Origin of the sequence: Candidatus Nanosynbacter sp. HMT-352 (assembly GCF_021222645.1) — a bacterium.
Taxonomy (GTDB): Bacteria; Patescibacteriota; Saccharimonadia; order Saccharimonadales; family Saccharimonadaceae; genus Nanosynbacter.
The window spans coordinates 655,405-677,938 of record NZ_CP089520.1 but is presented as its reverse complement, the minus strand read 5'-3'; the positions used below and the strand labels follow the sequence as shown (position 1 = coordinate 677,938).

Sequence of the window (22,534 nt, the reverse complement as noted above, 5' to 3'; positions counted from 1 at the left end):
TTTGTGGTTAAATAGAAATATGTATCCTGACAATTTGAACAACCAACCTCAAGGTATCGATTACCTAAATCAAATTGCCACACCTCCGCCAGCGGAAGGTTTTGATAAAAAAACCAAAATTATCATCGCTATTTTGAGCCTTATCGGCTTGATAACCCTGATCGCGATATTTGTTTTTTCACAAGACTCTATGCCAAATACTAGCCCATCACAAGTTGCAGCGCGTGTTAATAAATTACTCACTATTTCCAAAAAATACAATAATAAGTTCCGCTCGACCAGTTTACAAACCACCAATAGTTCTCTGGTTGCAGTGCTGACCACTGCGAATGCCTCAATGGGCGAAGCGCTTCAAGCAACCGGCATCAATTATAAGGAGAAACAGAAGGACATCCTCGCTCTAGATCCGTCAGAAAAATTAGAGAAAAAATTGGACGAAGCCCTTCTGAACACGCAATTGGATATTACCTATGCTCATGAGATGAATGTGCAAATAACAGATACGATCAACATGATGAAAAAGGTATATAAATCCACCAAGTCAAAAAAGATGCGCGAATGGCTAGTAAAAACTGCTGGCGATTTAGAAAATATCCAGAAGCAGATCAATCAAATCATTAAAGCAGATTAAGCTTCCGAGACTAATCGATAGCTCAGCCTCGCCAAGTCAAAGACTTCTTCGTCGGTCAATTGACCTGAACAAATAATTGTATTCCAATGCTTCTTGTTTAAGTGATAGCCCGGTAAAACCGTTTCGTATTTTTCTCGTAAATTCTGCGCCAACAACGGATCGCATTTTAGGCTTACTCTGAGCGGCTTTGAACCTTCCGTAACCAATGCTACCATTTTCCCCGCACCGTCATTATCTCTACCAAATTTATATACCGCAACATCCTCACCAAACGGATAATCCAGCCATACGCCCGGCAAACTTAGGATAAATTCTTCAAATTGTTTATGTGTCATACCTTTACCTTTTTCAAATAATATTCAAGTTCCATAATACTGCCGCGGATGTCTTCCAGCGCTCGATGATCTTCCGGCTTGGCGAATTTCTTACCGTATTTGCCTTCAAACACAACCTTCCAAGCACTCACATCCAACACACGATAATGTAGTTTTTTTGACAACGTCGGCCACCATTGATCAATAAATCGTCTATCCTGATGGATTGAATTACCTGCTAACAAAATCTTCGTTTCACCCGTAAAATACTCATCACAAAACGCCAACAATTCGTGCTCTATTTCCGCCAAAGGCTTGCCCGATTCATTCTGCTCCTCCAGCCCGCGTCGCGCTTCCGGATTCTCATTCCAAAAACCAGCATTTCGGTCCAACAACTTAGCCAGCTTTTCCGAATCGTGACGCACAATTCCTTCGTACGTCGCAATTTCCTTAAAATTCCAATCCGTCGCAATTGCCGCCACTTCCAAAATCTCATCACGCACTGGATCCAATCCAGTCATCTCCAAATCCACCCATAAAATCTTTTTCGGCTTAAAACTTGCTTTCATATCTCTATTTTACCACTTCCATAAGGCGTGCTAAACTAAAATCATGACAAAACGCATCCTACTCAAATTATCAGGTGAACAACTTCAAGGCGAATTCGCCAGCGGCTTCGACCCAAAACGCGCTCGCTGGATTGCTGAACAAATTCGACCAGCGCTGGACGACGGGGCTGAAATTGTAATTATGGTTGGTGGTGGCAATTACGTTCGCGGCAATCAAATCATTGGTCACGGAATTCAACCTGTTTCCGCACATAATATCGGCATGCTTTCTACGCTAATGAATGCTATTGCTCTAGCTGACGTGTTAAATGACGCAGGACTGCCAACTCGCGCATTATCTACGGTTGAAGTCAATCAATTTATCGACCACTACACTTTCCGACGCGCCATTAGCCATATTAAGAAAAACCGCATTGTAATCGTGGCCTGCGGCACCGGCAGACCATTTCTAACTACTGATACTGCGGCATTAAATCTAGCACTGGAAATGCAATGTGATGCCGTCGTTAAAACGACAAAAGTCGACGGAGTTTATGATAAAGATCCTATAAAATTCCCTGACGCCGTAAAAATTGATCATTTATCTTACCAAGAAGCCCTAACAAATCCTAATATTGCCGTTATGGATAAGGCGGCAATTGGACTAGCAATGGACGAACATATTCCAGTTGTAATTTGTGATTTGCTTACAGACGGAAATATTCTCCGCGCAACCCGCGGAGAATCAGTAGGCACGCTTATTAGTTAAGGTTTTAATCCTTTTTCTTATCTAATTTATCGAGTTTCAAGAAGTGAATGATTGCATATACAACAAACGCAACGGCTATCAACGTGATTAACGAGCTAACAAATGCGCCGTATAAAAACTCACCTTTACGTCCAGCAACTTCAACTGTGAATGAAGCTGATTGTAACCCTTGCTGAGAACCAACAACCAGCTGCACTAGCGGATCAATAAATGCTGTTACCAATTTTTTCACAGTATCACCAGCTGCGGTACCAATCGCCAAACCTACAGCCAAACCGACAACACCCTGTTCACGGATAAAATTTACAAACCCACCCATATGGGTGTCTTTTATAACTGCACTTACTATTTTCTTTTCTTTGATGGTAGCAACTTTTGTAGCCGCTTTAGCGCTCTTAGAAGCCAACTTTTTAGCTGATTTATCGATACTAGGTTTTACCATAATAAATTCTCCTTTTATTATTTATTATTGAATATTATATCTTATTTGGTGCCATAATCCCTAAAATAGCCAGTCCAGCCTTAAGAATGTCAGCGTAAATTGCCACGATTCCTACACGATGTGCTTCTTTGTCACTACCAATAACCTGATTTTTCTCGTAATATCGATTAAATTCCTGCGCCAATTCAAACAAATATGTACAAATGTGATGAGGCTCCAAACTCTCCTTAGCGCGGTCAACCACGTCCACATACTCACTCAACTTTCTGACCAGCATCTTATCTTCGTCAAACAACTCTGTCGGAAAAGCAATTTCTTTATCGGATTTAGCTAAAATACCTCGCGCTCGAGCATGGGCGTATTGCAAATAGCTTCCCGTATTTCCCGTCAAACTTACCGCGTCGTTAATATCAAATATGACGTCGCCGCCGATCTTCACTTTCAAGAATTGATAACGGAGTGCGCCAGCAATCACATCATCAGTTGGTTCGCCGCCAGCATTTTCAATTGCCTTCTTAAACTCATCAAACAGCCAGCCAATTGTAACAACTTCACCCGTTCGCGAACTCATTTTCCCAGTCGTCAATTTAACCAAGCCAGTCGCGTAGTTGAATAATTTTCCTTTCAAAGCCGGAATCGACAATTCACTAGCCGCAATCACGCCGCGGAAGTACGCTGCTTGCTCCTCGCCATTTACCGTAATCGATAAGTCCAAATTTGGGTAGTCCTTATACTTCAGCTGAATCAATCCCATATCATGCGCCCCATAAAGACCATTGCCATGAGATCCAATAAACACGTTGTCGAACGCGCCATATTTGCTACCCTTAAAAACATACGCACCGTCAGATTTGGTAAACACCTCTGGAGTTTTCTCTTTAATTAAAGATTTTCCCAATTCTTCAGTTTCGCTCTCAACGTAACGTCTCTCAATCGGCACGTTTCCAAGCCGCCCAACATTAGAGTCAATTTCGTCAAAACTCCAACTTTTACAGATTTCGTAAACTTGTTTATATAGTGGATCATCCAGGATGAATGATTGTTTAGCTAGTTCATCAATTTCTGCCTTTGCCTCTGGAGATTCTTTAGCCGCACGCGCACCTTCAACGTACATGCGACTCATAAATTCATTTCGCTTATCAGCTGGGATTTCGTTCAATTTATTTACATCGCCGTCAATCTCACGCAAAATCGCCCACATACTTTTACCGACATGTGTTCCGACATCACCGTGATAACTCACTCGATGCACAATTGCACCATCAACCGCCAGCAAGTTAGCCATCGTGTCCGCCAAAATCGCATTCAAAGCGTGTCCGATATGCATAGCCTTAAATGGATTCGGGCAATTGGTTTCAATTACAACCGTCTGACCAGCGCGCTTCGTCGTTGGCTCTTTTTTCAAAGAATTTAGAACGGATTGATCGCTCAGTTTTACATTGATAAAACCTGGACCAGCCACGCTTACTTCGCTAAAATCTTCTTCCTTGCGCAGATTTTCAGCAATCATCTCCGCAATTTCACGCGGATTCTTCCCTAGCGGCTTAGCCAATTGCAACGCCACATTTGTAGCAAAGTCACCAAACTTCGGATCAGGACGCGTTAATTGTACCGATATATCCTGATCAAAAAGTTGCTTCACTACTTGAGAAATAATCTGTTCCATACTGTCTAGTATACAACAGAGGTGGACTATTATCTAGCTAAATCCCTACGCAGTTTCGTCAAGCTCTTCCAGTTCCAGACTTAATTTCGTCGCCGAACTTGGGCTAGATCCTTTCACGTGTTGCAATACGTAAGTCAACGCCGACATATCGTCTCGACTCAATACGCCTTCGGTAAGTCCGTGAATATCTTTTTCTTCAGCCATTTTATTCCTTTTTATTTTAATTTTTTATATAGTAAAATGATATCACATTATTTTTAATTTGTCAATAACTAAGACTTCAGTGTCGCTCGCTAGACTTTATTTTTGTCTGACCGGCGCTTATATTCTTCTGCTATAACCCTACCTATTTTGCTGTCTTTTAAGTACTCTTTACATGATGATAATAACCGCTCGGATGCAGCAGAATCCTTCATCTTTAGCGCCTTTCTATATGAATTGATAAACGCCGCAAATATACCGTCCTCATCTTCCATGACTCTAATAGTAAGTTTCTTGCCCTCTGACGATACGTAAACAAATATCAAATCTGCGCCAGATTTCAATGCTGTATGAATCGCTGCAGAGCCCATTTCACTGCGAGGCTTTGAGCCTACTGAGTCATCTGCTGAATATCCAGCCAAAACCAAAGATCCACCATCCTCAATAAATTTAACCGCTTCTTCGTAATGATCTGTTGAGAAGTGAACCGGTTTTTTACTCTTTTCATCTACCCATTCATATGGCACACCAAAAAAGTTTTTAGCGCCAAACGCAAGATACTGTATAGCCTCTATGTTGATTCCGCCAACGCCCTTCTTAATCCAATCTCTATTAGTTGACGCTACGCCAATATTAATTTTGTTCAACAGAGACGCCAAATAACTAGCCGTAGGAACATCTTCTCCATTGAAATGCGTTGGCGCTATAACACTTCCCTTACCTTCTTCTTTGGCCTTTTTGGTGACTTCAATTAAGATATCTTCGCCAATTATTTCAACTTCCTTTTTGCCATGCATTAGACCCATCAGCAGCTTAAGTCCAGAGGAAAGCCGAACGTCTGTTTCTGACAGTCCCAATTCTTCTCCAGCTGCCTCAAGTTTTTCTACCGCCGAATTGTTAGTTAGTCCAAAAGATTTGCTGTGCTTTTCTCGTCTACCACGCACCCATTTCTTAAGAGCACCAATCGCAACCGACAGAGAAAAACCCTCTCTCTGTAACTTTGATTCTTTTACGTCAATATCAGACTCTTCAGTGATGTCTGGATAGAAAACTTTATTGAACAATTCTTACTCTTCTGGGGTTGGAGTAAATTTATCTATTCCTGCAGTCATTTTAACTATCTCTCCTTATTACGCAGCCAATACCGGATCATATTTATCACGCATATACCCCAATATCGCCTCCCCACCAAACGCCTCCAATATGCGACACTGCTCTTCACGAGCCGCCTCTGCGTAAGACGCTTCACGCGAAACATTGGCATAAGCTTCAACTTCATCAGGACTAGGCTTAATGATCTCACCAAATACCAGTCGCACAACTTTTTTACCCAAAGACCATTTTAGATGTATCGCATTGTCATTGAGTTGATTAGGATTTCTCCTTTGACCCTCAACCTGCATAAGTACAGGAATTATGGCAGCATCCGTTGCTAGGCTTAGATGAGGAGCTAATTTACCCGCCTTTTCTGGCAGTTCACCGTTATTTTTCATCCTAATATTGCTCATCGGGTTATGCGCTGCAGTAATAACAGAAAGTCCACCATCTGTTATTTTTTCTTGCAGACCTAAGTAATCGTCACCATTAAACGGCAACGCGTACTTATTATCAATGGCATCTTCTTCTACAGACGGATCTCTTCCATACGGAACCTGAAAAAAGTTATCCATCCCAACAAGTTCATATGGTATCCTCTGATGCCAAAGATCCATATTAGTGGAGGCTACTGTCATGCCTATATGTCTAAGCTCAGAAACTACGCTAGCAACAGTCGAAACATCAACGTCCGTTAGGTGACTCGTAGCAAATATAATACCCTCGCTCTCCTCGGTTTTCTTAGCTGCCTCCAAAAGATTATCAGCCCCCTCAACAACAACATCCTCCACATTACCAAGAAGCAAATCAGTAACCAACTCAAGAGGAACGCGCAGTCTTCTTGAGCTCGGATAATACAGACCTTCAGATGCGCCCTTTTTAGCGCACTGTTTAATCTCTTTTATAGCCTCAGATCCTGAAAAAGTCTCAATTGTTTTCACGATACTCTTAGCTATACAATATAAAGCCCTATATTGTCAATAATCAGATCTGCTGGTAGACCTTATTCGCAACCGTCACAAATAGTCAGACTTGCCGGGTCAACTGGTGCCGCAACAGTGCCGTTCGATTTTGCTTGATCATCAGCCGCTTCTTGTGCCGCTTTAAGGGCTGCATCAATGGCACTCAATTTCTCTTCCAAAGTCATGTCATCAGTAATAATCTGATTTGCGTTCATTTTCATTTTCCCCTATATTTAGTAGTTACTTAACCAATTTTACGCTAGATATAGTGCTTATGCAATAAAATGCAGCCAATTGCCCGTTGTAGTTTTTTCATCAAGTTCACCAATTGACACAACGTATAATTGCGGATTTTCACAACGCGGCATAAAATCAGCCAGTTTCTCTTTATAAGCCGCTATTGCTGCCTCTTTCTCAGATTCTGGAAGTTCAGTCACGTTAGTTTTTAAGAAAACTGCTCGCTTTTTGTCGTCCCAAACCACAAATTCCGCCTTACCGTTTCGGAACGCATTTTCTGAATGACGTGCAGTCGGCTCTGATATCCAAATTATAGAATTACCAAAACGCGCAAAGTGCAGCGGCGTTACCAGAGGTGTCCTATCAACATTCACCGTCGCCAACGCACCAACTTCGACTGTATCTAATATTTCTTTCGCTAATTCGTTCATATCATCAACTCCCATTACTTCGTGGTATTAACTTCGTAACTAGTGTTTGTGCTTTCAAAGAAATTCACCAATTCCAGCGTATCATTGGCGGCTGCCATCCATTTGGCTGGATTTGGCACGTTATATTCAGGCTCAAAACCTAACTCCTGCAAGCGGCGGTCGGTCATGTGCATGACATATTGGTTCACGTAATCAGCATTCAATCCCAAAATTCCCTTTGGTAGCATATCTTTGTTATAAGCCTTCTCAAGCTCCACTGCCTGCAAAATCAAGCCACGGATTTCTTCTGCAAATTCCTGTGTTTGCAATTCTGGATTCTCGTCCAAAATCGTCAAAAGCAAATTGATACCAAACGTCAAATGAAGATTTTCATCGCGAGTAATCCAGTCCAGCAGTGAGCCAACATTACGCAACAAATTACGCTGGCGGAAGCTCATGCCAACCATAAAGCCTGAATAGAACCAAATTCCCTCCAGCACAATGTTATATGCCACCAAAGACCTAACAAAGTCCTTCTTACCTTCCAGAGAATAAATATCCAAATTCGGATCAAGCATTACGTCCAGGTGTTTATTCTGGAAGTCAGCCTTATCTGCCAATGACTTTTTACCGAATCCCGCAGCGTAAATTTCCTCACGATCAAACGGAAATGTCTCAATAATGTATTCAAACGTCATGAAGTGGTTAGCTTCTTCCCACATCTGTTTTGATAGATATAGTTGAGCTTCCGCTGCGTTCACATATGGATAAATACCGAACGCTAACGATTTATTGATCAATAACTCGTTTGGGTTCAAATAACTAATAACTGTTTTCAATGCGTGCTTTTCATCATCTGACAATTTTTCAAAATCTGCCAAATCTTGAACTAATTGAACTTCATTTGGAAACCACGTGTTAGCCACTGCTTGATTATAAAGATCATATGCCCAAGGGTAACGAATTGGGTGAAGTGACAATCCATCGCGTAATCCTGAACCTAAAATTCCCATCTTAATTTCCTCCTTATTTATTAATTTTCGCAAATCCAAATCCGCGCACCTTACTATTTGTGCGGACTTTTTGTTCTGCAATTTTATCAACTGAAACTGTCGTTTGCTCCGACTGATGACGCGGCTTAACGTGTAGATAATATGTCGTTTTCAAGCCACGCTTCCACGCTTCCGAATAAATCTTCACATATTCATCAATATCTCGCGTCTCCAGGTACATATTTCGAGAAATCGCTTGATCAACCCACTTCTGAGCCCTAGCCGCCACCTCAATAAACGCGTACGGACTGAGCTGGAAGCTTGTTTTATAAACATCCTTGATGTTTTGCGGAATGCCGTCAATATCTTGAATATCGCCTTGAGCTGCAAAAATCTCATCTTTCAAATTGTCCCACAGACCAAGCTTTTTCAAATCGCGAACTAAATTATGGTTCACTTCCAAAAACTTTCCATTCAAAGTTGAACGACTGAAAATCTGTGCAAATTGCGGATCAATTCCAGGAGTCGTTCCCGCCACATGCCCAATATTAGCCGTCGGCGCAATTGCCATAATAGTCGCATTTCGCATTCCCTTCTTCACCTTCTTTCGCAAACTGTCCCAGTCCAGTCGCGTCTTTTGGTCTATTTTCACCTTCACGCCGCGATCTTTCGACAATTTATCAACCGTATCAATCGGAAGAAGGCCCTTGCTCCAGCCGCTACCCGCGAATGTTGGATAACTACCCAATTCCTTTGCCAAATCAGCCGACTGGTCAATCGCGTGATAGCTAATAAATTCCGTCAATTGGTCAATTAAATCATAAGCTTCTTTTGATTCATAACAATAGCCCAATTTTTCCAGCACGTCAGAAAATCCCATTATACCCAAACCAATTGCTCGAGTTTGCTGATTCGAATGCATTGCTTCTGGAATTGGCGTTTGAGTAATATCGCACAAATTGTCCAATTGTCGCACCGCCGCACGAGCCGCTTCTTTCAATCTATCCCAATCCCAAGTCTTATCCTCACCGATGAATGCCGACAAATTGATACTTACCAAATTACACGTTGCAATGTTGTTTTTATCTTGCGGTAATGTAATTTCCGTACACAAGTTACTGAGGTGAATTGTGCCCGTATTATTATTTAATGCTCGCACGTTAATCGTATCTTTCCAAGTCAGCCACGGATGTGATGTCGCCTGCAAACTGGTCAAAATGCGCTTAAACTGCTGACGAGCTGGAACTTTATCAAACGTACGCAATTTCCCAGCTTCCGCCATTTTTACATATTCTTTGTATCGCGCCGAAAACGCTTCACCATATAACTCTGTCAAATCTGGAGTTTCTGCAGGATCAAACAAATACCAATCTTGGTCTTTCTCTACTCGCTTCATAAATTCGTCAGATATAAATACTGCGGTATTTGCAAATCTGGTTCTTAGATATGGGTCGCCAGAGTTTTGACGAAGATCGACAAATTGATCAAAGTTCAAATGCCAGTTCTCTATGTAAATCGCAGCCGCACCAGCTTTTTTACCTTTACGAGAAACCGCAAAAAGCGCCGTATCAATCATCTTCATAAATGGAATTGGGCCGGTCGATTCAGTATTAGTGGTTTTAACTGGACTACCTGCCGCACGTAGCTTTGTAAAACCAATGCCAATTCCGCCCGTGCCTTTAGCAATCCACATTGTGTCGCGAACAGCCTTAGCAATTGACTCCATGTCATCATCGACGTTAAGCAAGAAACAGTTACTGAGCTGTGGGAACGAACCGCCAGCATTAACTCGCGTTGAGCCGCCTGGGACATACTCCAAATTGCTCATGTGATTATAAAACTCAATCGCTGCAGTAGTCGGATCAGCCTCGTTGTAGCTAAGACCCATAGCAATTCGCATGTGCGTAAACTGAGGCGTTTCAATTGGCGAGCCGTTTTGCTTACGAAGAGCGTAGCGATTTTTATTAGTCACCACACCCAAATATTTACTCAAATCATCACGCGCTGGATCAAGTTCCGCCGCCAGCTTTTTCAAGTCAAATCGACCGTCAGCCATGCGCTTATCCAGCAAACCTTCTTTTACTGCCGCCTTAACGAACTTCGGAAATTCGCGTGCATGAAGCTTTTTCAATTCTTCTGCCGTCTCGTAATCGCCCAAAATCTGCTTATAGACAGTTTTCAATAATAATCGTGCTGCAATTTTATCATAATCTGGGTCGTCCTTAACGTTTTGAAGAACTGTTTGAATGACAGCCTCGTCTAGTTGTTCGGTCGTAATTCCATCGAATAATGTTAATTGCAATTCAGTCGCCACCTGAACGACCTTAGAAATTTGGTCCGGCAAACCTTCGCACGATTTTAAAATAGCCGTGTTAATTTTGTTAGCATCAAACGGTTCTTTTGTTCCATCGCGCTTGACTACATTAATTTCTTTCACATACCCTCCTTAATTTACCCTCTTAAAAACAAACCACCAACACCTCACCTGATGGCTTATCTTTGTAGCTTGTGTTTTTGTTTATTTATGGGCTCGCTATATATATAGCGTACAATAATAACTATAGCCGCTATATCTAGTGTTTTGCAAGCTATTTAGTAAAAATTACAACCTATTTATTTCGTGATCAGATAGAAATGCTTTTCCAATTAAAAAATACCGACAATACTTAAATACTGTCGGTAAATAATCTTCTTGGCGGAAGGAGAGGGATTCGAACCCTCGAACAGATTGCTCCGTTACACGCGTTCCAGGCGTGCCAGTTCAACCACTCCTGCACCCTTCCTTGTTGATAATTATACCACAATTTTATTATCTCTTATGGTTGCACTTACTAACGCTCATTCTCTATAATGAGTCAAAGATGAAAGAAACTATTCCACCACGCATTAGGCTTATTAATATCACCAAAAAATTTGGCTTTGGCGATGCTGAAATTCGCGCCTTAGATAACGTTGATTTAACCGTTAAAAAGGGCGAATTTATCGCTATTATGGGCCCCAGCGGCTGCGGAAAAACTACTTTATTAAACACCCTTGGGCTATTAGACCAGCCGTCAGAGGGCGAATACTATCTGGACGATGTCGCTGTCGATAATCTTAGCTCACGACGACGTGCCAAAATTCGCTCCAAACACATCGGCTTCGTTTTTCAGAATTTCAATCTTATTCCTCGTCTGACTGTAATTGAAAACGTAGCGTTACCGCTAACGTATAAAGGACTTGGGAAAGTCAAACGACTCCAAGAAGCTAGCCGCATTCTGAAAACTTTTCATCTGGGACAGCGTGAATATTATATGCCACATCAATTATCTGGCGGTCAGGTTCAGCGCGTAGCAATTGCTAGAGCGTTGGTTAATAGTCCGTCAATTATCTTAGCCGACGAACCAACAGGAAATTTGGATAGTAAATCGAGTCATCTCATTATGGAAGAATTGTCCGACCTACACCGTCGCGGCAATACTATAATTATGGTTACTCACAACCCAGAATTGACCCATTATGCCAGTCGCGTCATCACTATGTTGGACGGAAAAATCGACACTGACGAGCATAAGGAAAAGCGCAAGTTTACTAAGAAGTTAATTGTAGACGACGAAAAAGAAGAAAAACCTAAGAAGCAAAAATCTTCAAAGAAATCGAGGGCGAAAAAATCGTGAAAATATTAGTAAAAAATCATTTTGAGAACGCTACTCAGGCGCTACGAGCTAATCGTGGACGAACATTTTTGACAATTGTGGGCGTAGCTATTGGTATCGCCAGCATCACCATGGTTCTATCTCTGACTGGCGGATTCAATCACCTATTCGGCGACAATTCCAATCAATCAGACGCTCCTGTCGCCATCGTTAAGTCTGGCAATCAAAAAGCCGTCCCGAACCTACTGACCGAATCCGATAATACGACGACGGTCAACACATTAACCGAAACGGACGCCAGAGATATAGGGAAAATTGCTAATACGAAGGCCGCGCCAATCGCCTTCCTACACGCCGAGTTGCGCGCCCGTGAAGGTAAAGTCGATATCCAAAACGCTGCATTAATCGGCAGTACGGAATCGCTAAAAGACGTCGCCAATTTGCAAATTGCCACTGGACAATTTATTAACGACATCGGCGGAGTTGTCGTCGGTCAGCAATTGTCGGTCGATTTGTTCGGCACCGAAAGATCCATCGGAAACGTTATTTACATCCGAAATCAACCATTGACTGTTGTTGGCGTGTTGAAGAATATTGAAAATCCAGCCAGTTATTTGGACGTGAATTTTAATAACGCCGCCATTATTCCATTATCTGTGATTAAAAAATTCACCCAAGGCACGCCGCAGATTCAGCAAATCATCGTGACTACCAAAGACCAGAAAAACCTCAAATCAGTCATAAAATCGGCTGACGATATTTTGAAGAAGAATCATGATAGCGATAAGAATTATCGAATCGTTTCTGGCGAAGAGATAAACGAAAAGAAGTCTAATGTCGCGAAATTCCTCTCGATAATCTTAACTGTCATCGGCATTATTTCTCTGTTAATTGGTGGAATAGGCGTTATGAACGTGATGCTTGTCAATGTCGCCGAGCGCCAGCGTGAAGTCGGCGTTAGACGAGCCGTCGGCGCCACGGGCTGGGATATCATCAATCAATTCCTAATCGAGGCAGCAATTATCGGATTCCTCGGCGGAATATTGGGCTACGGCTTAGGCTTGGCGGGAGCTTATATTGCCAGCTTATACTTGCCACTCACACCTTATATTTATTGGCAAACAGCCGTCTTATCAATTGGACTGTCAATAATCATCGGCGTAATTTCTGGTGTATATCCAGCAGCCCGCGCCACTAGACGCGACCCAATCGAATCTCTACGATATTAAATTAGCTAAGTTCCGCTTTTAATTTTTCAATCAACTGAACTGGACCAGGATTGACTCCATTAAGAATGGCTGTGTAAATACTAGCCGCGTCAGCCAGCACCAAGCCCCACAGCAATTGTTCCATAAGCGTCTTTCCTCGAAGCTCCAACACGTGCGCCTTTGGTCGCTTGCCACTCAGCAAACGATCACTCAGCTCCATTCGCTCACGAATCCTGTCACGCTCCAAATTGCTACGAATATCAAAAACCGTAAACGGCTTCTCTACTGGATGCGACGACCAGCCGATAAACTCGTTATGATTAAATTCTGGATATTGATTCGAGAACGCCAAATTCTTCGCTGATTCATTCCAGCTAATTTTCCACTTATACGCCAGCGGCCAAGTCAATTCACCACCAAAAACAACCAGCGTCTTGCCAATTGTTAATTTCGCAATCTGCTTCGCCAAATTATCAGCTTCTGGTATTTTAGTCGTCCAATTAGATATCTCGCCCGCCAACCAATCAGCACTATTTTTCACCTGATCGTACAAATCATTATCAATCACCCAAAAATGTTGCAATAGTTTCAATAATCCTCGCAGATGATAAACCGTCGACATCCGTGGCTGCGCGCCAGCTGGAACTTGAGCGTAAGTTATGTTGTCATTCTTTGCTCGCTCAATCAACGCTCCACCAGTCGACATAGCTGCCAAACACGCCTTCTTCTCCAGTGCTTGCTGATAGCAGCTCAGAGTTTCCTCGGTATTACCCGAATGACTAACCGCGATAACCAACGTTTCCTCGCTCACGAACCCCGGCAAATCATAGCCCTTCACCACTTCAAGCGGAATGTGCAACCAGCCCGCGGTCAAAACTCGAACCATATCAGCCGCTAAAGCCGAACCGCCCATTCCCGCGATTACGATATTCTTAAAATCTCGGCGCTGATTCGCACCTTCGTGGATCAACACTTCATATCGAGCTTGTTCTGGAATATTCAAAACGCCGCTTAAAACGTCGCCTGGATCATATTGTTTTATCACATTCATATCATCTAACATCTTGCGCTCCTTAATTAACTCATGTTATAGTGTAACATATATAAGCTTAAACAATTTAATATATAAGGTGGGTTATAATGGATTCTCAAGCTAATCAATCATTCAGTGACGACCAAGAACTGGCTAAGGTATTAGCTGGCGTGTCACAAGATACAGACAATAATTTACAATTCGAAGAAACAAATGCTACAGCTTCACCTGTAATTAATCCTGCAACCATATCACCAGATCCTATTGCTACAGATTCAGACGACAGTCAGAAGTCTGTCGAAGCTACAGTAGAATCTACTGATCCAGAGCCAGTCATGCCAACTCCAACAGTCAGCACACCAGCTGCAGCCGCAGCCGCAGATCCTGCGCTTGATACAATTAAGCAAACTGCCTTGAACGAATTACGTCCATTAGTCGATAAGCTGGAAGTTTCTCCAGAAGAAAAGTTTGACACTTATCTATTACTTCTTCGTTCTACGGACGACAAAACTCTGATCGCACCAGCACACGACGCTGCCGTAGCTATTGTTGACGAAGCTCGCCGCGCACAGGCTCTACTGGATATCATTAAAGAAATCGACTATTTCTCAAATCCTCGTTAATTCATTCCTCCAAAATAAAATCCCGCCATTTTCGGCGGGATTTTATTGCTCGGGGCAGATTTACATCATACCCATTCCTGGCATGCCGCCAGGAGCAGCTGCAACTTCAGCCTCTGGAATATCAACCACCAAAGCACCCATAGTTGCCGCAGTTGACGCAATCGACACTGCATTTTGAACAGCCTCTTTAGTCACACGAGCTGGATCAATAACACCAGCCTTCTTCACGTCAATCAGACCGTCTTCTGGCTTCATAACGTTAACGCCGAATCCAGGTTTGCCAGATTCAACTTGAGCAAGCAGTGCATCAGCATTCAACCCGGCGTTTTTCATAATCTGCAAGAACGGTTGCTTCAGAGCGTCTTTTAGGATTTGTCGACCGACCGACAAACTATCTGCGCCGCTAACTTTTAGATTACCAGCCAAATTAACCAAAGTTACGCCGCCACCAGCGACAATTCCCTCAGCCAAAGCCGCCTTAGTAGCCGCCACGGCGTCATCAACGCGGAATTTCTTCTCGTCAATTTCCGTCTCAGTCGCGCCACCAACTTTAATAACCGCAACTTTACCAGATAGTGCCGCGGCACGCTTATCGAATTGTTCTTTTTCATACTCGCTTGAAGCATTCTCTGAAAGCGACTTAATCTCAGCAATTCGTTCTTTCACACCTGAAGGTTTGCCTGCGCCTTCGATGATTGTTGTTTCATCCTTGCCGACAATCACCTTACGTGCCGAGCCCAAAACTTCTAAGCCAGCGTTTTCGAATGTCAATCCGTGATCCTCAGAAATCACAGTCGCGCCAGTCAGCACAGCGATATCACGAAGTACATCTTTGCGACGATCACCGAAACTTGGCGCCTTAACAGCTACGGTATTAAATACGCCCTTCAATTTGTTCAAGACCAAAATACTCAAAGCTTCGCCTTCAACTTCATCGGCAATCAGAACAACGTCCTTTTTACCGCTTTGTGCCAATTTTTCCAACATTGGCAAGAATTCTTGTACACTAGAAATCTTCTTATCGGTGATTAGAATTGCTGGCTTTTCGTATACAGCCTCCTGACGACCCGCATCAGTGACAAAGAACGGACTCACCCAACCCTTGTCTAAGCTAAAACCTTCAACAACTTCAGCTTCTAGTTCCAAACCTTGACCAGCCTCAACAGTAACTACGCCATCTTTACCAACTTTCTCAATCACGCCAGCAATCAATTTACCAATTTCTGCATCACCCGCCGAAATCGTAGCAACTTCAGCCACGCGGTCAGACTTGCCTTCAATCGGCTCAGCCAATTTGTTCAATTCTTTAACAATTTCCGCGCCAGCTTGCTCGATGCCTTTCCTAAGTTCCATCGGATTATGTCCAGCCGCAATCAATCGATTCGCCTCTTTCAAAATCGAGTACGTCAACACCGTTACAGTCGTTGTGCCGTCGCCTGCTTGCTTATTCAAGTTCTTAGCAGCCTGCTTGATTAAATCGGCACCGACTTTATAACCTAGCGTTTCGTCATCATTTTCTGGCAATTCAATTCCTTCAGCCACCGTTACACCGTCATGAGTAACAGTTGGTCCACCAAAACCTTTCGCAATTACAACATTGCGACCCTTTGGACCGTAAGTTACCTTAACTGCGTCGTATAGTGACTTAGCTCCACCAAGCACGCGATTTCGCGCATCATCATCATAAAAAACTTTTTTTGCCATAATTAAACTCCCCTTTTTATCCAACAACCGTTGCTAAAATATCTTCTTCGCGAACAACCAAATATTCCGTGCCGTCAATTTTCAAATCCGTAGTCGAATATTCCTTATAGACAATCCGATCACCGACTTTGACATTCTTCACATCGCCGCCAACTGCTTTAACTTCCGCAACTACTGGCTTTTCTTTAGCATTATCAGGCAAGTAAATTCCGCTCGCTGTCTGAGTCTTTGCTTCTTCACGCACCGCTACAACACGGTCGCCAAGAGGCTTAATAGGTGTACTCACGTTATCCTCCATTTCGTTAACAATACATACATTGTAACGCACCAATTTAGCACTCGTCAAGTGTGAGTGCTAATTATCTCCTGCGTCTTGACTTTCTAGATTTTTTATAATTTTTTCCCCTAACCAGTTCTTCGAGCTCTGCTTTATAAAATGAACGCACCATTTTAACAGCTTTATTACTCGGCATTAAATTGTCTCCATAAGAGCCAAAGTCACCCAGTCTATGATCGAAACCAGACCAAATAGCGTAATACCCCTCATCACGGTCACTATTATTAGCATTGCGCGCAGAGTCTGGCGTTGATTTTATATCAAGACCAATTATATACTCGTTACCATATTTATCTCTATACTCAACGATAAGATCTATTCCAGAGAGATCGTCGTCAACGCTAGCCATATAGACAGCTCGTACTCCCCTAGTTTTTCTTAAAGCTATTTCAGCGGCGATTTCATGACGCATACCATTAATCACGTGAGCTAAGAATTTATATGCATTTTCAATTTCCTCATCGCTATAACCAAGACACTCCATAGCGCCTTGAACATCCGATATAAGCTCTGATTTGCGAGTATATTGCCCCTTGCTAATTATGTCTCGTACAACCTTATTAAAAGCTACAACTGTCTCTTTTTCTCTTATCTTATTATTGCGCTCATAAAATACCCCATTCCTATAAGATTCAAGTTTTTCTTCCGCGCAAATCCAATAAGGCATCTTTTGTATCAACTCTAGTATTTTATATTCTGGTGCTTTATCCGTGTCACCTCTCTCTTTTAAAATATCATCCGCAACACCTGACGCAACATATCTATCCACTAATCGATATGAACTTTCCGGATTAAACTCTCTGGTTGCAGCTCGCCCTATTCCCCGTATAATTCTACGCTGTCTTTCTTGATATTCGGAAGATTCAACAATCCCCCAAGCAATCTCAGCTACTCCTGATCCTCTAGCAATCTCCATACAATGGTTGCTATAATACCATAAAATCATTAAAAAGGCAATCACACGCCTCATTCTATTATCTCTCAATCTGTTATAATAACTCCATGCAATTATTCAAACATCTCTTAGAAACAATTCTCGGCTCTTATGTAAAAAAATATCTTAAATCTCATTCTGACGCCAAACTAATTGTCGTAGTCGGCAGCGTTGGTAAAACTAGTGTAAAATCAGCAACCGCCACTGTTCTATCAGAAAAATTCACCGTGCGCCATAGTCGTGGCAATTTGAACACAACCTTAAGTGCGCCGCTGGAAATCTTAGGCGTAGACGGACCAAAAAACGCCAAATCTCCCCTAGCCTGGCTAAAAGTCTTCTTCGCAGCACACGCCAGCATAAAAAATCCCAAATCTCCAGATATAATCATTCAAGAATGCGGCATTGATTGCCCTGGTGAAATGGCTACTTTTATGCGCTATATTCAGCCCGACATTGCCATAATTACCTCTGTTGCCCCTGAGCATATGGAGTTTTTCAAAAATATGGATACGGTAGCTCATGAGGAATTGTCCATTAGTCAAGTCGCTAAAAAAACCATCTTCAACCTTCACGATATCGATGAAAAATATCATAATCTCATAGTTGGAAATCGCGTGAGTTACGGCGACGAATATGCCGACGTTTTCCTGGAAATTAAAAAGACTACAGATGCTGGTTGTATTGTCAATCTAAAACACTCCGAAGAAACTTCTCGGGATGTTAACATTTCCGTATTAGGTAAACATAATATTCGCTCAATCACTGGCGCGGCGGCGGCAGGATTAGCTTGCGGAATGAATATTGAAGAAGTTGCGGCGGCTTTAACAAAAATCAGACCAGTTTCAGGAAGAATGAATATTTTACGTGGCATACGCGGCTGCACATTACTGGACGACACTTACAACGCCAGTCCTATTGCCATGGAAAATTCACTAAAAACTCTCTATTCCATCTCCGCTAATCACAAGATTGCCGTATTGGGAGATATGAATGAACTGGGCGAAACATCCGAATCAGAGCATAAAAAAATCGGTGAAATTTGCGATCCTAGCCAATTAGAGTTGCTTATTACTGTTGGCAAAATGTCAAAAAAATACCTCGCACCAATCGCTGAAAAAAATGGCTGTAAAGTAATCTCTTTTGATACGGCGCTTGAAGCTGGAAAATTCCTGAAAAATAGCGACATTAAAGATACGACGATTCTGTTCAAAGGCTCACAGGGCGGCATTTACCTTGAAGACGCCGTGAAAGAATTACTACTCGACCCAAGCGATGCAGAAAAATTAGTTCGCCAATCACAAAGCTGGAAACAGATTAAAGCGAAATTTTACGACTCTTTTTCTCAATCTCAGAAATAATTTCCTGAACGACCTTCTTGTCGTTCCACGGAATTCGCTTGCCATTCACAATTCGGTACTGTTCATGACCCATACCCGTAATCAGAACCGTATCGCCACGAACAGCCGACCTCAGAGCCTGGTAAATCGCCTGTTTTCGATCAGCAATTTCCGTCATTTTATGAGCCTTTTTCGTTTGCTCAATTCCCTGACGAATCATTGCCCGAATTTTATCTGGATTTTCGTTATAGCTCTCCTCGTCAGTTAGGAAAATCCTATCTGCCAAATTAGCCGCCAGCTCGCCCATAATCGGTCGCTTTGTCTTATCTCTATCGCCGCACGCACCAAACACCAAAGTTAATCGCCCCTTGGTAATTTTATGAGTGGTTTTTAGCAATTTTTCCAACGCGTCTGGCGTGTGGGCATAATCCACAATAATATCAATTCCAAGCTTATTTTCTACTCGCTCGAATCTTCCAGGAATCGCTTCCAAATTCGCCACACCTTCTTGGATATCTTCCAACTTTATACCCAACAAATATGCCAACGACACCGCAGCCGACATATTCATCACGTTAAATTCGCCAGGCAAATTAGTCGCCAACTCCAAATGAGTTTGATGATCAATCAGCAAACTTGCCTCTGTTCCCTTTTTATACAACTTAACGTGCGTTAAGTGAGCTTCAGCATCAGGATTCGTCCCGTAAGTCATTTTCTCGCCAGAAGCTGTAAACTTATCAAAGTATTCAAACCATTCATCATCACGATTCAGCACGATATATTTCGGCTTTTTCTCAAACAATTTAGCCTTAGCTGCCGCGTAAGCTTCCATTGTTTTGTGATAATCCAAATGGTCTTGAGTCAAATTAGTCATCACCGCCGCCTCAATTGGTACGCCGTCAAATTTATGCTGCGACAGAGCGTGACTTGTCGCCTCTAAAATCACATATTCCACGCCTTCACGCTGAGCCGTCTGGAAAAAACTAAACAGCCTTGCTACAGTCGGAACTGTCGCATTCAAATCATTTATCTTTTCCTCGCCAGCAATTTCAATCACCGCCGTCGTAAATAATGCAGTCTTAAAGCCAGCCTCTTTCAAGATCTCATTGATATAACACGCAGTCGTAGTTTTACCATTTGTCCCTGTTACCGCAATAATTCTCAAGCCACGAGCTGGATTGCCATATCTTAGGCTAATCATCTTCGTGCGCGCAACTCTATAGGCGTTTTCGGTTTTTTCCAAAGCTCCTTGAGGTAGCGTTTTTCTAGCAATTTTTACCAACTCGTTTTTCATAATACCCATTTTACCACTTATATTTGCTATAATAAAAACAAATGAGGATTTTGGGAATCGAATCCAGTTGCGACGAAACAGCGGCGTCAATAGTTGAAGATGGCGAACGCTTGCTTTCAAATGTCGTCAATTCACAAATCGATATTCACGCAGAATACGGCGGAGTTATTCCAGAAATTGCCGCTCGCAGCCACTTGGAAGTTGTAAATCCCGTCATTAAAAAAGCATTGTCTGACGCAAATTGCACCTGGGATGATATCGACGCCATCGCCGTTACTTACGCGCCAGGGCTTATTGGCTCGCTATTAATCGGCACTCTCGCCGCTAGAACTCTCGCTATTATTCACAATAAACCGCTCTTTAAGATTCATCACGTAGAAGCTCACGTGTACGCCAATTTTATCAATAAGCAATCCGACAATTTATCTCTAACATTGCCGAAACAACAGCCGTCATTCCCTATGCTCTCATTGATTGTCTCTGGTGGACACTCGCAACTTGTTCTGTTTAAAAATCACGGCAATTATCAACTTATCGGACAAACTCAAGACGACGCGGTTGGCGAAGCGTTTGATAAAGTTGCTAAAATCATCGGCTTACCTTATCCTGGCGGCCCAGCCATTGCTAAAGCTGCTGAGCTTGGTGATCCACACGCGTTTCACTTACCTATCGCCAAACTATCCGGCGAATACGATTTTTCCTTCTCTGGGCTTAAGACAGCCGTTTTGAGAGCCGTTCAGCACGAAGTCGGTAAAGACTTCACTTTTCCCTCTCATGAGCTTCCAGCGCTCGTAGATGACGAATTACGACGTAATATGGCAGCGAGTTTCCAGTATACAGCTATAAAAACTCTCGTAAATAAGACCAAGAAGGCGTTTGACAATTTCCAGCCAGCCTCCGTTGTAATCGCTGGCGGAGTCGCAGCCAATCAAGAATTGCGCCGTCAATTACGCGAAGCTTTGCCAATTGACATCGAATACACCCCTATTCAACTCTGTACAGATAACGCCGCGATGATCGCTACTCTCGGTTATTTTAGATCTCAAATTGACGAACCGACAGATCCATACGATTTAGAAGTTCAGCCAAGTTTATCAATGACAGCAATATAACGTTGTGAGGATTACAACATGAATCAACATTTTCTACAATCATCAGCCTGGGAAAAATTCCAACAATCGCTCGGTCGAAAAGTCTTTCACAACAGAGGTGAAGGATGGGAATATTTCGCAATATTAGAGCACGGCACGGGCAATTCTCGCTTATATTGCCCTTTTGGACCAACCGCCACTAATGAGAAAAATTTGCAGTTGGCATTAAAAGATCTTACTGATCTGGGTAGAAAACTTGGTGTTACTTTCCTTAGAGTCGGACCAATTAAACCCACCTTTTCTAAGGTATTATCTGATGAGCATTGGAAGAAAGCCACTTACGTTCATTTACAGCCAGAACATACGCACATTATCAATCTCCAGCAACCAGAGGAAGAAATTGTAGCAAGCATGGCGCAACCTGTAAGGAATTGTTATAGGAATTATCACAAAAAAGGCGTAACTATTCATCAATCTCAAAACCCAGAAGATATCAAGTATTTTCTTGAACTAATCCATGAAGTTGCCAAAAGAACCGGCATGTCGCCGCACCCAGATTCATATTTTCATAAGCAAGCTGGTTCCCTACTTCCATCCAAAGATGCTTCTTTTTGGTACGCAACATACGACAATAAAGTAATTGCTACTGCCCTATTTTTCGACTCAAAAACAACTCGAATTTACGCGCATGCAGCAGCAAATTCTACACCAGAATATCGTAAGCTTAACGCTGGAACTGCCCTGCTCACCGAAGCAATAATCGATGCAAAACATCGTCAAATGGAGAAAGTCGATTTATACGGAATTGCGCCTGAAAACGCACCAAAAAATCACCCATGGGCTGGCTTTACGAAGTTTAAGCGATCATTCGGCGGCGAAGATGTCTACTCTGGGTTAACCTGGGAGCTTCCCTTAAAGCCACTTCAATATTGGTTATATCGAGCGTATCAGACGATCAGAAAATAACCTTAATTTCACCCATCCCGCCGCATAAATTTGTGGTATAATTAAGATGTAATATAAACATGTGGAGAAATTAGAGGATTACATATTTAAGGGCTTTTGCACGTG

General features: G+C 42.5%; 24 protein-coding genes and 1 tRNA gene. 8 read left to right on the top strand and 17 right to left on the bottom strand.

The features are described 5' to 3' along the window. The first annotated feature begins 19 nt into the window (after positions 1-19). A complete protein-coding gene (locus LR957_RS03645) occupies positions 20-631 on the top strand; it encodes a hypothetical protein (protein ID WP_232272969.1) in 612 nt (203 codons plus the stop codon). On the opposite strand, the gene LR957_RS03640 is transcribed toward LR957_RS03645, so the two are convergent. Together LR957_RS03640 and orn are read right to left on the bottom strand one after the other, a co-directional pair. Further along, on the bottom strand, positions 628-966 hold the full coding sequence (locus LR957_RS03640) for an MmcQ/YjbR family DNA-binding protein (RefSeq protein ID WP_129635327.1): 339 nt from the start codon (positions 964-966) through the stop codon (positions 628-630). The genes LR957_RS03645 and LR957_RS03640 overlap by 4 nt on opposite strands. Beyond that, on the bottom strand, positions 963-1,514 hold the full coding sequence (orn, locus tag LR957_RS03635; RefSeq protein ID WP_232272968.1) for an oligoribonuclease: 552 nt from the start codon (positions 1,512-1,514) through the stop codon (positions 963-965). Before orn ends, LR957_RS03640 begins: the two co-directional genes overlap by 4 nt. Before the next feature lie 43 nt (positions 1,515-1,557). Here orn and pyrH point away from each other — a divergent pair, with 43 nt between their 5' ends. Then, positions 1,558-2,262 carry a UMP kinase gene (gene pyrH, locus LR957_RS03630; protein WP_232272967.1) on the top strand — a complete coding sequence of 235 codons (705 nt, stop codon included), beginning with the start codon at positions 1,558-1,560 and terminating at the stop codon, positions 2,260-2,262. A 4-nt stretch (positions 2,263-2,266) separates the two neighbouring features. Here the strand turns inward: pyrH and LR957_RS03625 are convergent, their stop codons facing one another. The 10 genes from LR957_RS03625 to LR957_RS03580 form a co-directional block, all read right to left on the bottom strand. Next, positions 2,267-2,704 (bottom strand): MscL family protein, encoded by a 438-nt coding sequence (locus LR957_RS03625; RefSeq protein WP_232272966.1) that lies wholly within the window; start codon positions 2,702-2,704, stop codon positions 2,267-2,269. 34 nt (positions 2,705-2,738) lie between these two features. Then, positions 2,739-4,370: an arginine--tRNA ligase gene (gene argS, locus LR957_RS03620; protein ID WP_232272965.1), complete on the bottom strand. Its 1,632-nt coding sequence runs from the start codon at positions 4,368-4,370 to the stop codon at positions 2,739-2,741. A gap of 45 nt (positions 4,371-4,415) precedes the next feature. Beyond that, positions 4,416-4,574 carry a hypothetical protein gene (locus tag LR957_RS03615; protein ID WP_164999857.1) on the bottom strand — a complete coding sequence of 53 codons (159 nt, stop codon included), beginning with the start codon at positions 4,572-4,574 and terminating at the stop codon, positions 4,416-4,418. Positions 4,575-4,663: 89 nt separating this feature from the next. After that, on the bottom strand, positions 4,664-5,635 hold the full coding sequence (locus LR957_RS03610; protein WP_232272964.1) for a hypothetical protein: 972 nt from the start codon (positions 5,633-5,635) through the stop codon (positions 4,664-4,666). Between the two features lie 66 nt (positions 5,636-5,701). Beyond that, entirely contained in the window at positions 5,702-6,607 is a 906-nt protein-coding gene (locus LR957_RS03605) for a hypothetical protein (RefSeq protein ID WP_232272963.1), read from the bottom strand. A gap of 62 nt (positions 6,608-6,669) precedes the next feature. After that, complete coding sequence (locus tag LR957_RS03600) at positions 6,670-6,849, bottom strand: hypothetical protein (protein ID WP_129634555.1); 180 nt, start codon at positions 6,847-6,849, stop codon at positions 6,670-6,672. A 51-nt stretch (positions 6,850-6,900) separates the two neighbouring features. Continuing rightward, positions 6,901-7,296, bottom strand: coding sequence for a pyridoxamine 5'-phosphate oxidase family protein (locus LR957_RS03595; RefSeq protein WP_232272962.1), 396 nt, complete (start codon positions 7,294-7,296; stop codon positions 6,901-6,903). Between the two features lie 14 nt (positions 7,297-7,310). Next, positions 7,311-8,288 (bottom strand): ribonucleotide-diphosphate reductase subunit beta, encoded by a 978-nt coding sequence (locus tag LR957_RS03590; RefSeq protein ID WP_039327939.1) that lies wholly within the window; start codon positions 8,286-8,288, stop codon positions 7,311-7,313. Between the two features lie 13 nt (positions 8,289-8,301). Further along, positions 8,302-10,704 (bottom strand): ribonucleoside-diphosphate reductase subunit alpha, encoded by a 2,403-nt coding sequence (locus LR957_RS03585; protein WP_232272961.1) that lies wholly within the window; start codon positions 10,702-10,704, stop codon positions 8,302-8,304. Positions 10,705-10,960: 256 nt separating this feature from the next. After that, positions 10,961-11,050: transfer RNA gene (locus LR957_RS03580), tRNA-Ser, on the bottom strand. Positions 11,051-11,128: 78 nt separating this feature from the next. Between LR957_RS03580 and LR957_RS03575 the strand changes: the two genes are divergently transcribed. Further along, a complete protein-coding gene (locus LR957_RS03575; RefSeq protein WP_232272960.1) occupies positions 11,129-11,923 on the top strand; it encodes an ABC transporter ATP-binding protein in 795 nt (264 codons plus the stop codon). After that, positions 11,920-13,131: an ABC transporter permease gene (locus LR957_RS03570; RefSeq protein ID WP_232272959.1), complete on the top strand. Its 1,212-nt coding sequence runs from the start codon at positions 11,920-11,922 to the stop codon at positions 13,129-13,131. Before LR957_RS03575 ends, LR957_RS03570 begins: the two co-directional genes overlap by 4 nt. Position 13,132: 1 nt before the next feature. Here LR957_RS03570 and LR957_RS03565 read toward each other — a convergent pair whose 3' ends face one another. Continuing rightward, positions 13,133-14,173 carry a bifunctional phosphoglucose/phosphomannose isomerase gene (locus tag LR957_RS03565; RefSeq protein WP_146555084.1) on the bottom strand — a complete coding sequence of 347 codons (1,041 nt, stop codon included), beginning with the start codon at positions 14,171-14,173 and terminating at the stop codon, positions 13,133-13,135. 77 nt (positions 14,174-14,250) lie between these two features. Between LR957_RS03565 and LR957_RS03560 the strand changes: the two genes are divergently transcribed. Further along, entirely contained in the window at positions 14,251-14,766 is a 516-nt protein-coding gene (locus LR957_RS03560; protein ID WP_146555085.1) for a hypothetical protein, read from the top strand. Positions 14,767-14,826: 60 nt separating this feature from the next. Here LR957_RS03560 and groL read toward each other — a convergent pair whose 3' ends face one another. The 3 genes from groL to LR957_RS03545 form a co-directional block, all read right to left on the bottom strand. Further along, the gene (gene groL, locus LR957_RS03555) at positions 14,827-16,470 is read right to left on the bottom strand and encodes a chaperonin GroEL (RefSeq protein ID WP_129632049.1); all 1,644 of its coding nucleotides are present in this window, start codon (positions 16,468-16,470) and stop codon (positions 14,827-14,829) included. A 16-nt stretch (positions 16,471-16,486) separates the two neighbouring features. Then, positions 16,487-16,756 (bottom strand): co-chaperone GroES, encoded by a 270-nt coding sequence (locus tag LR957_RS03550; RefSeq protein WP_232272958.1) that lies wholly within the window; start codon positions 16,754-16,756, stop codon positions 16,487-16,489. A 73-nt stretch (positions 16,757-16,829) separates the two neighbouring features. Further along, positions 16,830-17,768, bottom strand: a complete 939-nt coding sequence (locus LR957_RS03545) for a hypothetical protein (protein ID WP_232272957.1) — start codon at positions 17,766-17,768, stop codon at positions 16,830-16,832. Positions 17,769-17,809: 41 nt separating this feature from the next. Between LR957_RS03545 and LR957_RS03540 the strand changes: the two genes are divergently transcribed. Next, complete coding sequence (locus LR957_RS03540) at positions 17,810-19,099, top strand: Mur ligase family protein (RefSeq protein WP_232272956.1); 1,290 nt, start codon at positions 17,810-17,812, stop codon at positions 19,097-19,099. On the opposite strand, the gene LR957_RS03535 is transcribed toward LR957_RS03540, so the two are convergent. Then, a complete protein-coding gene (locus LR957_RS03535) occupies positions 19,056-20,372 on the bottom strand; it encodes a UDP-N-acetylmuramoyl-L-alanyl-D-glutamate--2,6-diaminopimelate ligase (RefSeq protein ID WP_232272955.1) in 1,317 nt (438 codons plus the stop codon). The genes LR957_RS03540 and LR957_RS03535 overlap by 44 nt on opposite strands. 41 nt (positions 20,373-20,413) lie before the next feature. Here LR957_RS03535 and tsaD point away from each other — a divergent pair, with 41 nt between their 5' ends. After that, the gene (gene tsaD / locus LR957_RS03530) at positions 20,414-21,484 is read left to right on the top strand and encodes a tRNA (adenosine(37)-N6)-threonylcarbamoyltransferase complex transferase subunit TsaD (RefSeq protein WP_232272954.1); all 1,071 of its coding nucleotides are present in this window, start codon (positions 20,414-20,416) and stop codon (positions 21,482-21,484) included. Between the two features lie 18 nt (positions 21,485-21,502). After that, positions 21,503-22,429: a lipid II:glycine glycyltransferase FemX gene (locus tag LR957_RS03525; RefSeq protein ID WP_232272953.1), complete on the top strand. Its 927-nt coding sequence runs from the start codon at positions 21,503-21,505 to the stop codon at positions 22,427-22,429. Positions 22,430-22,534 lie beyond the last annotated feature (105 nt).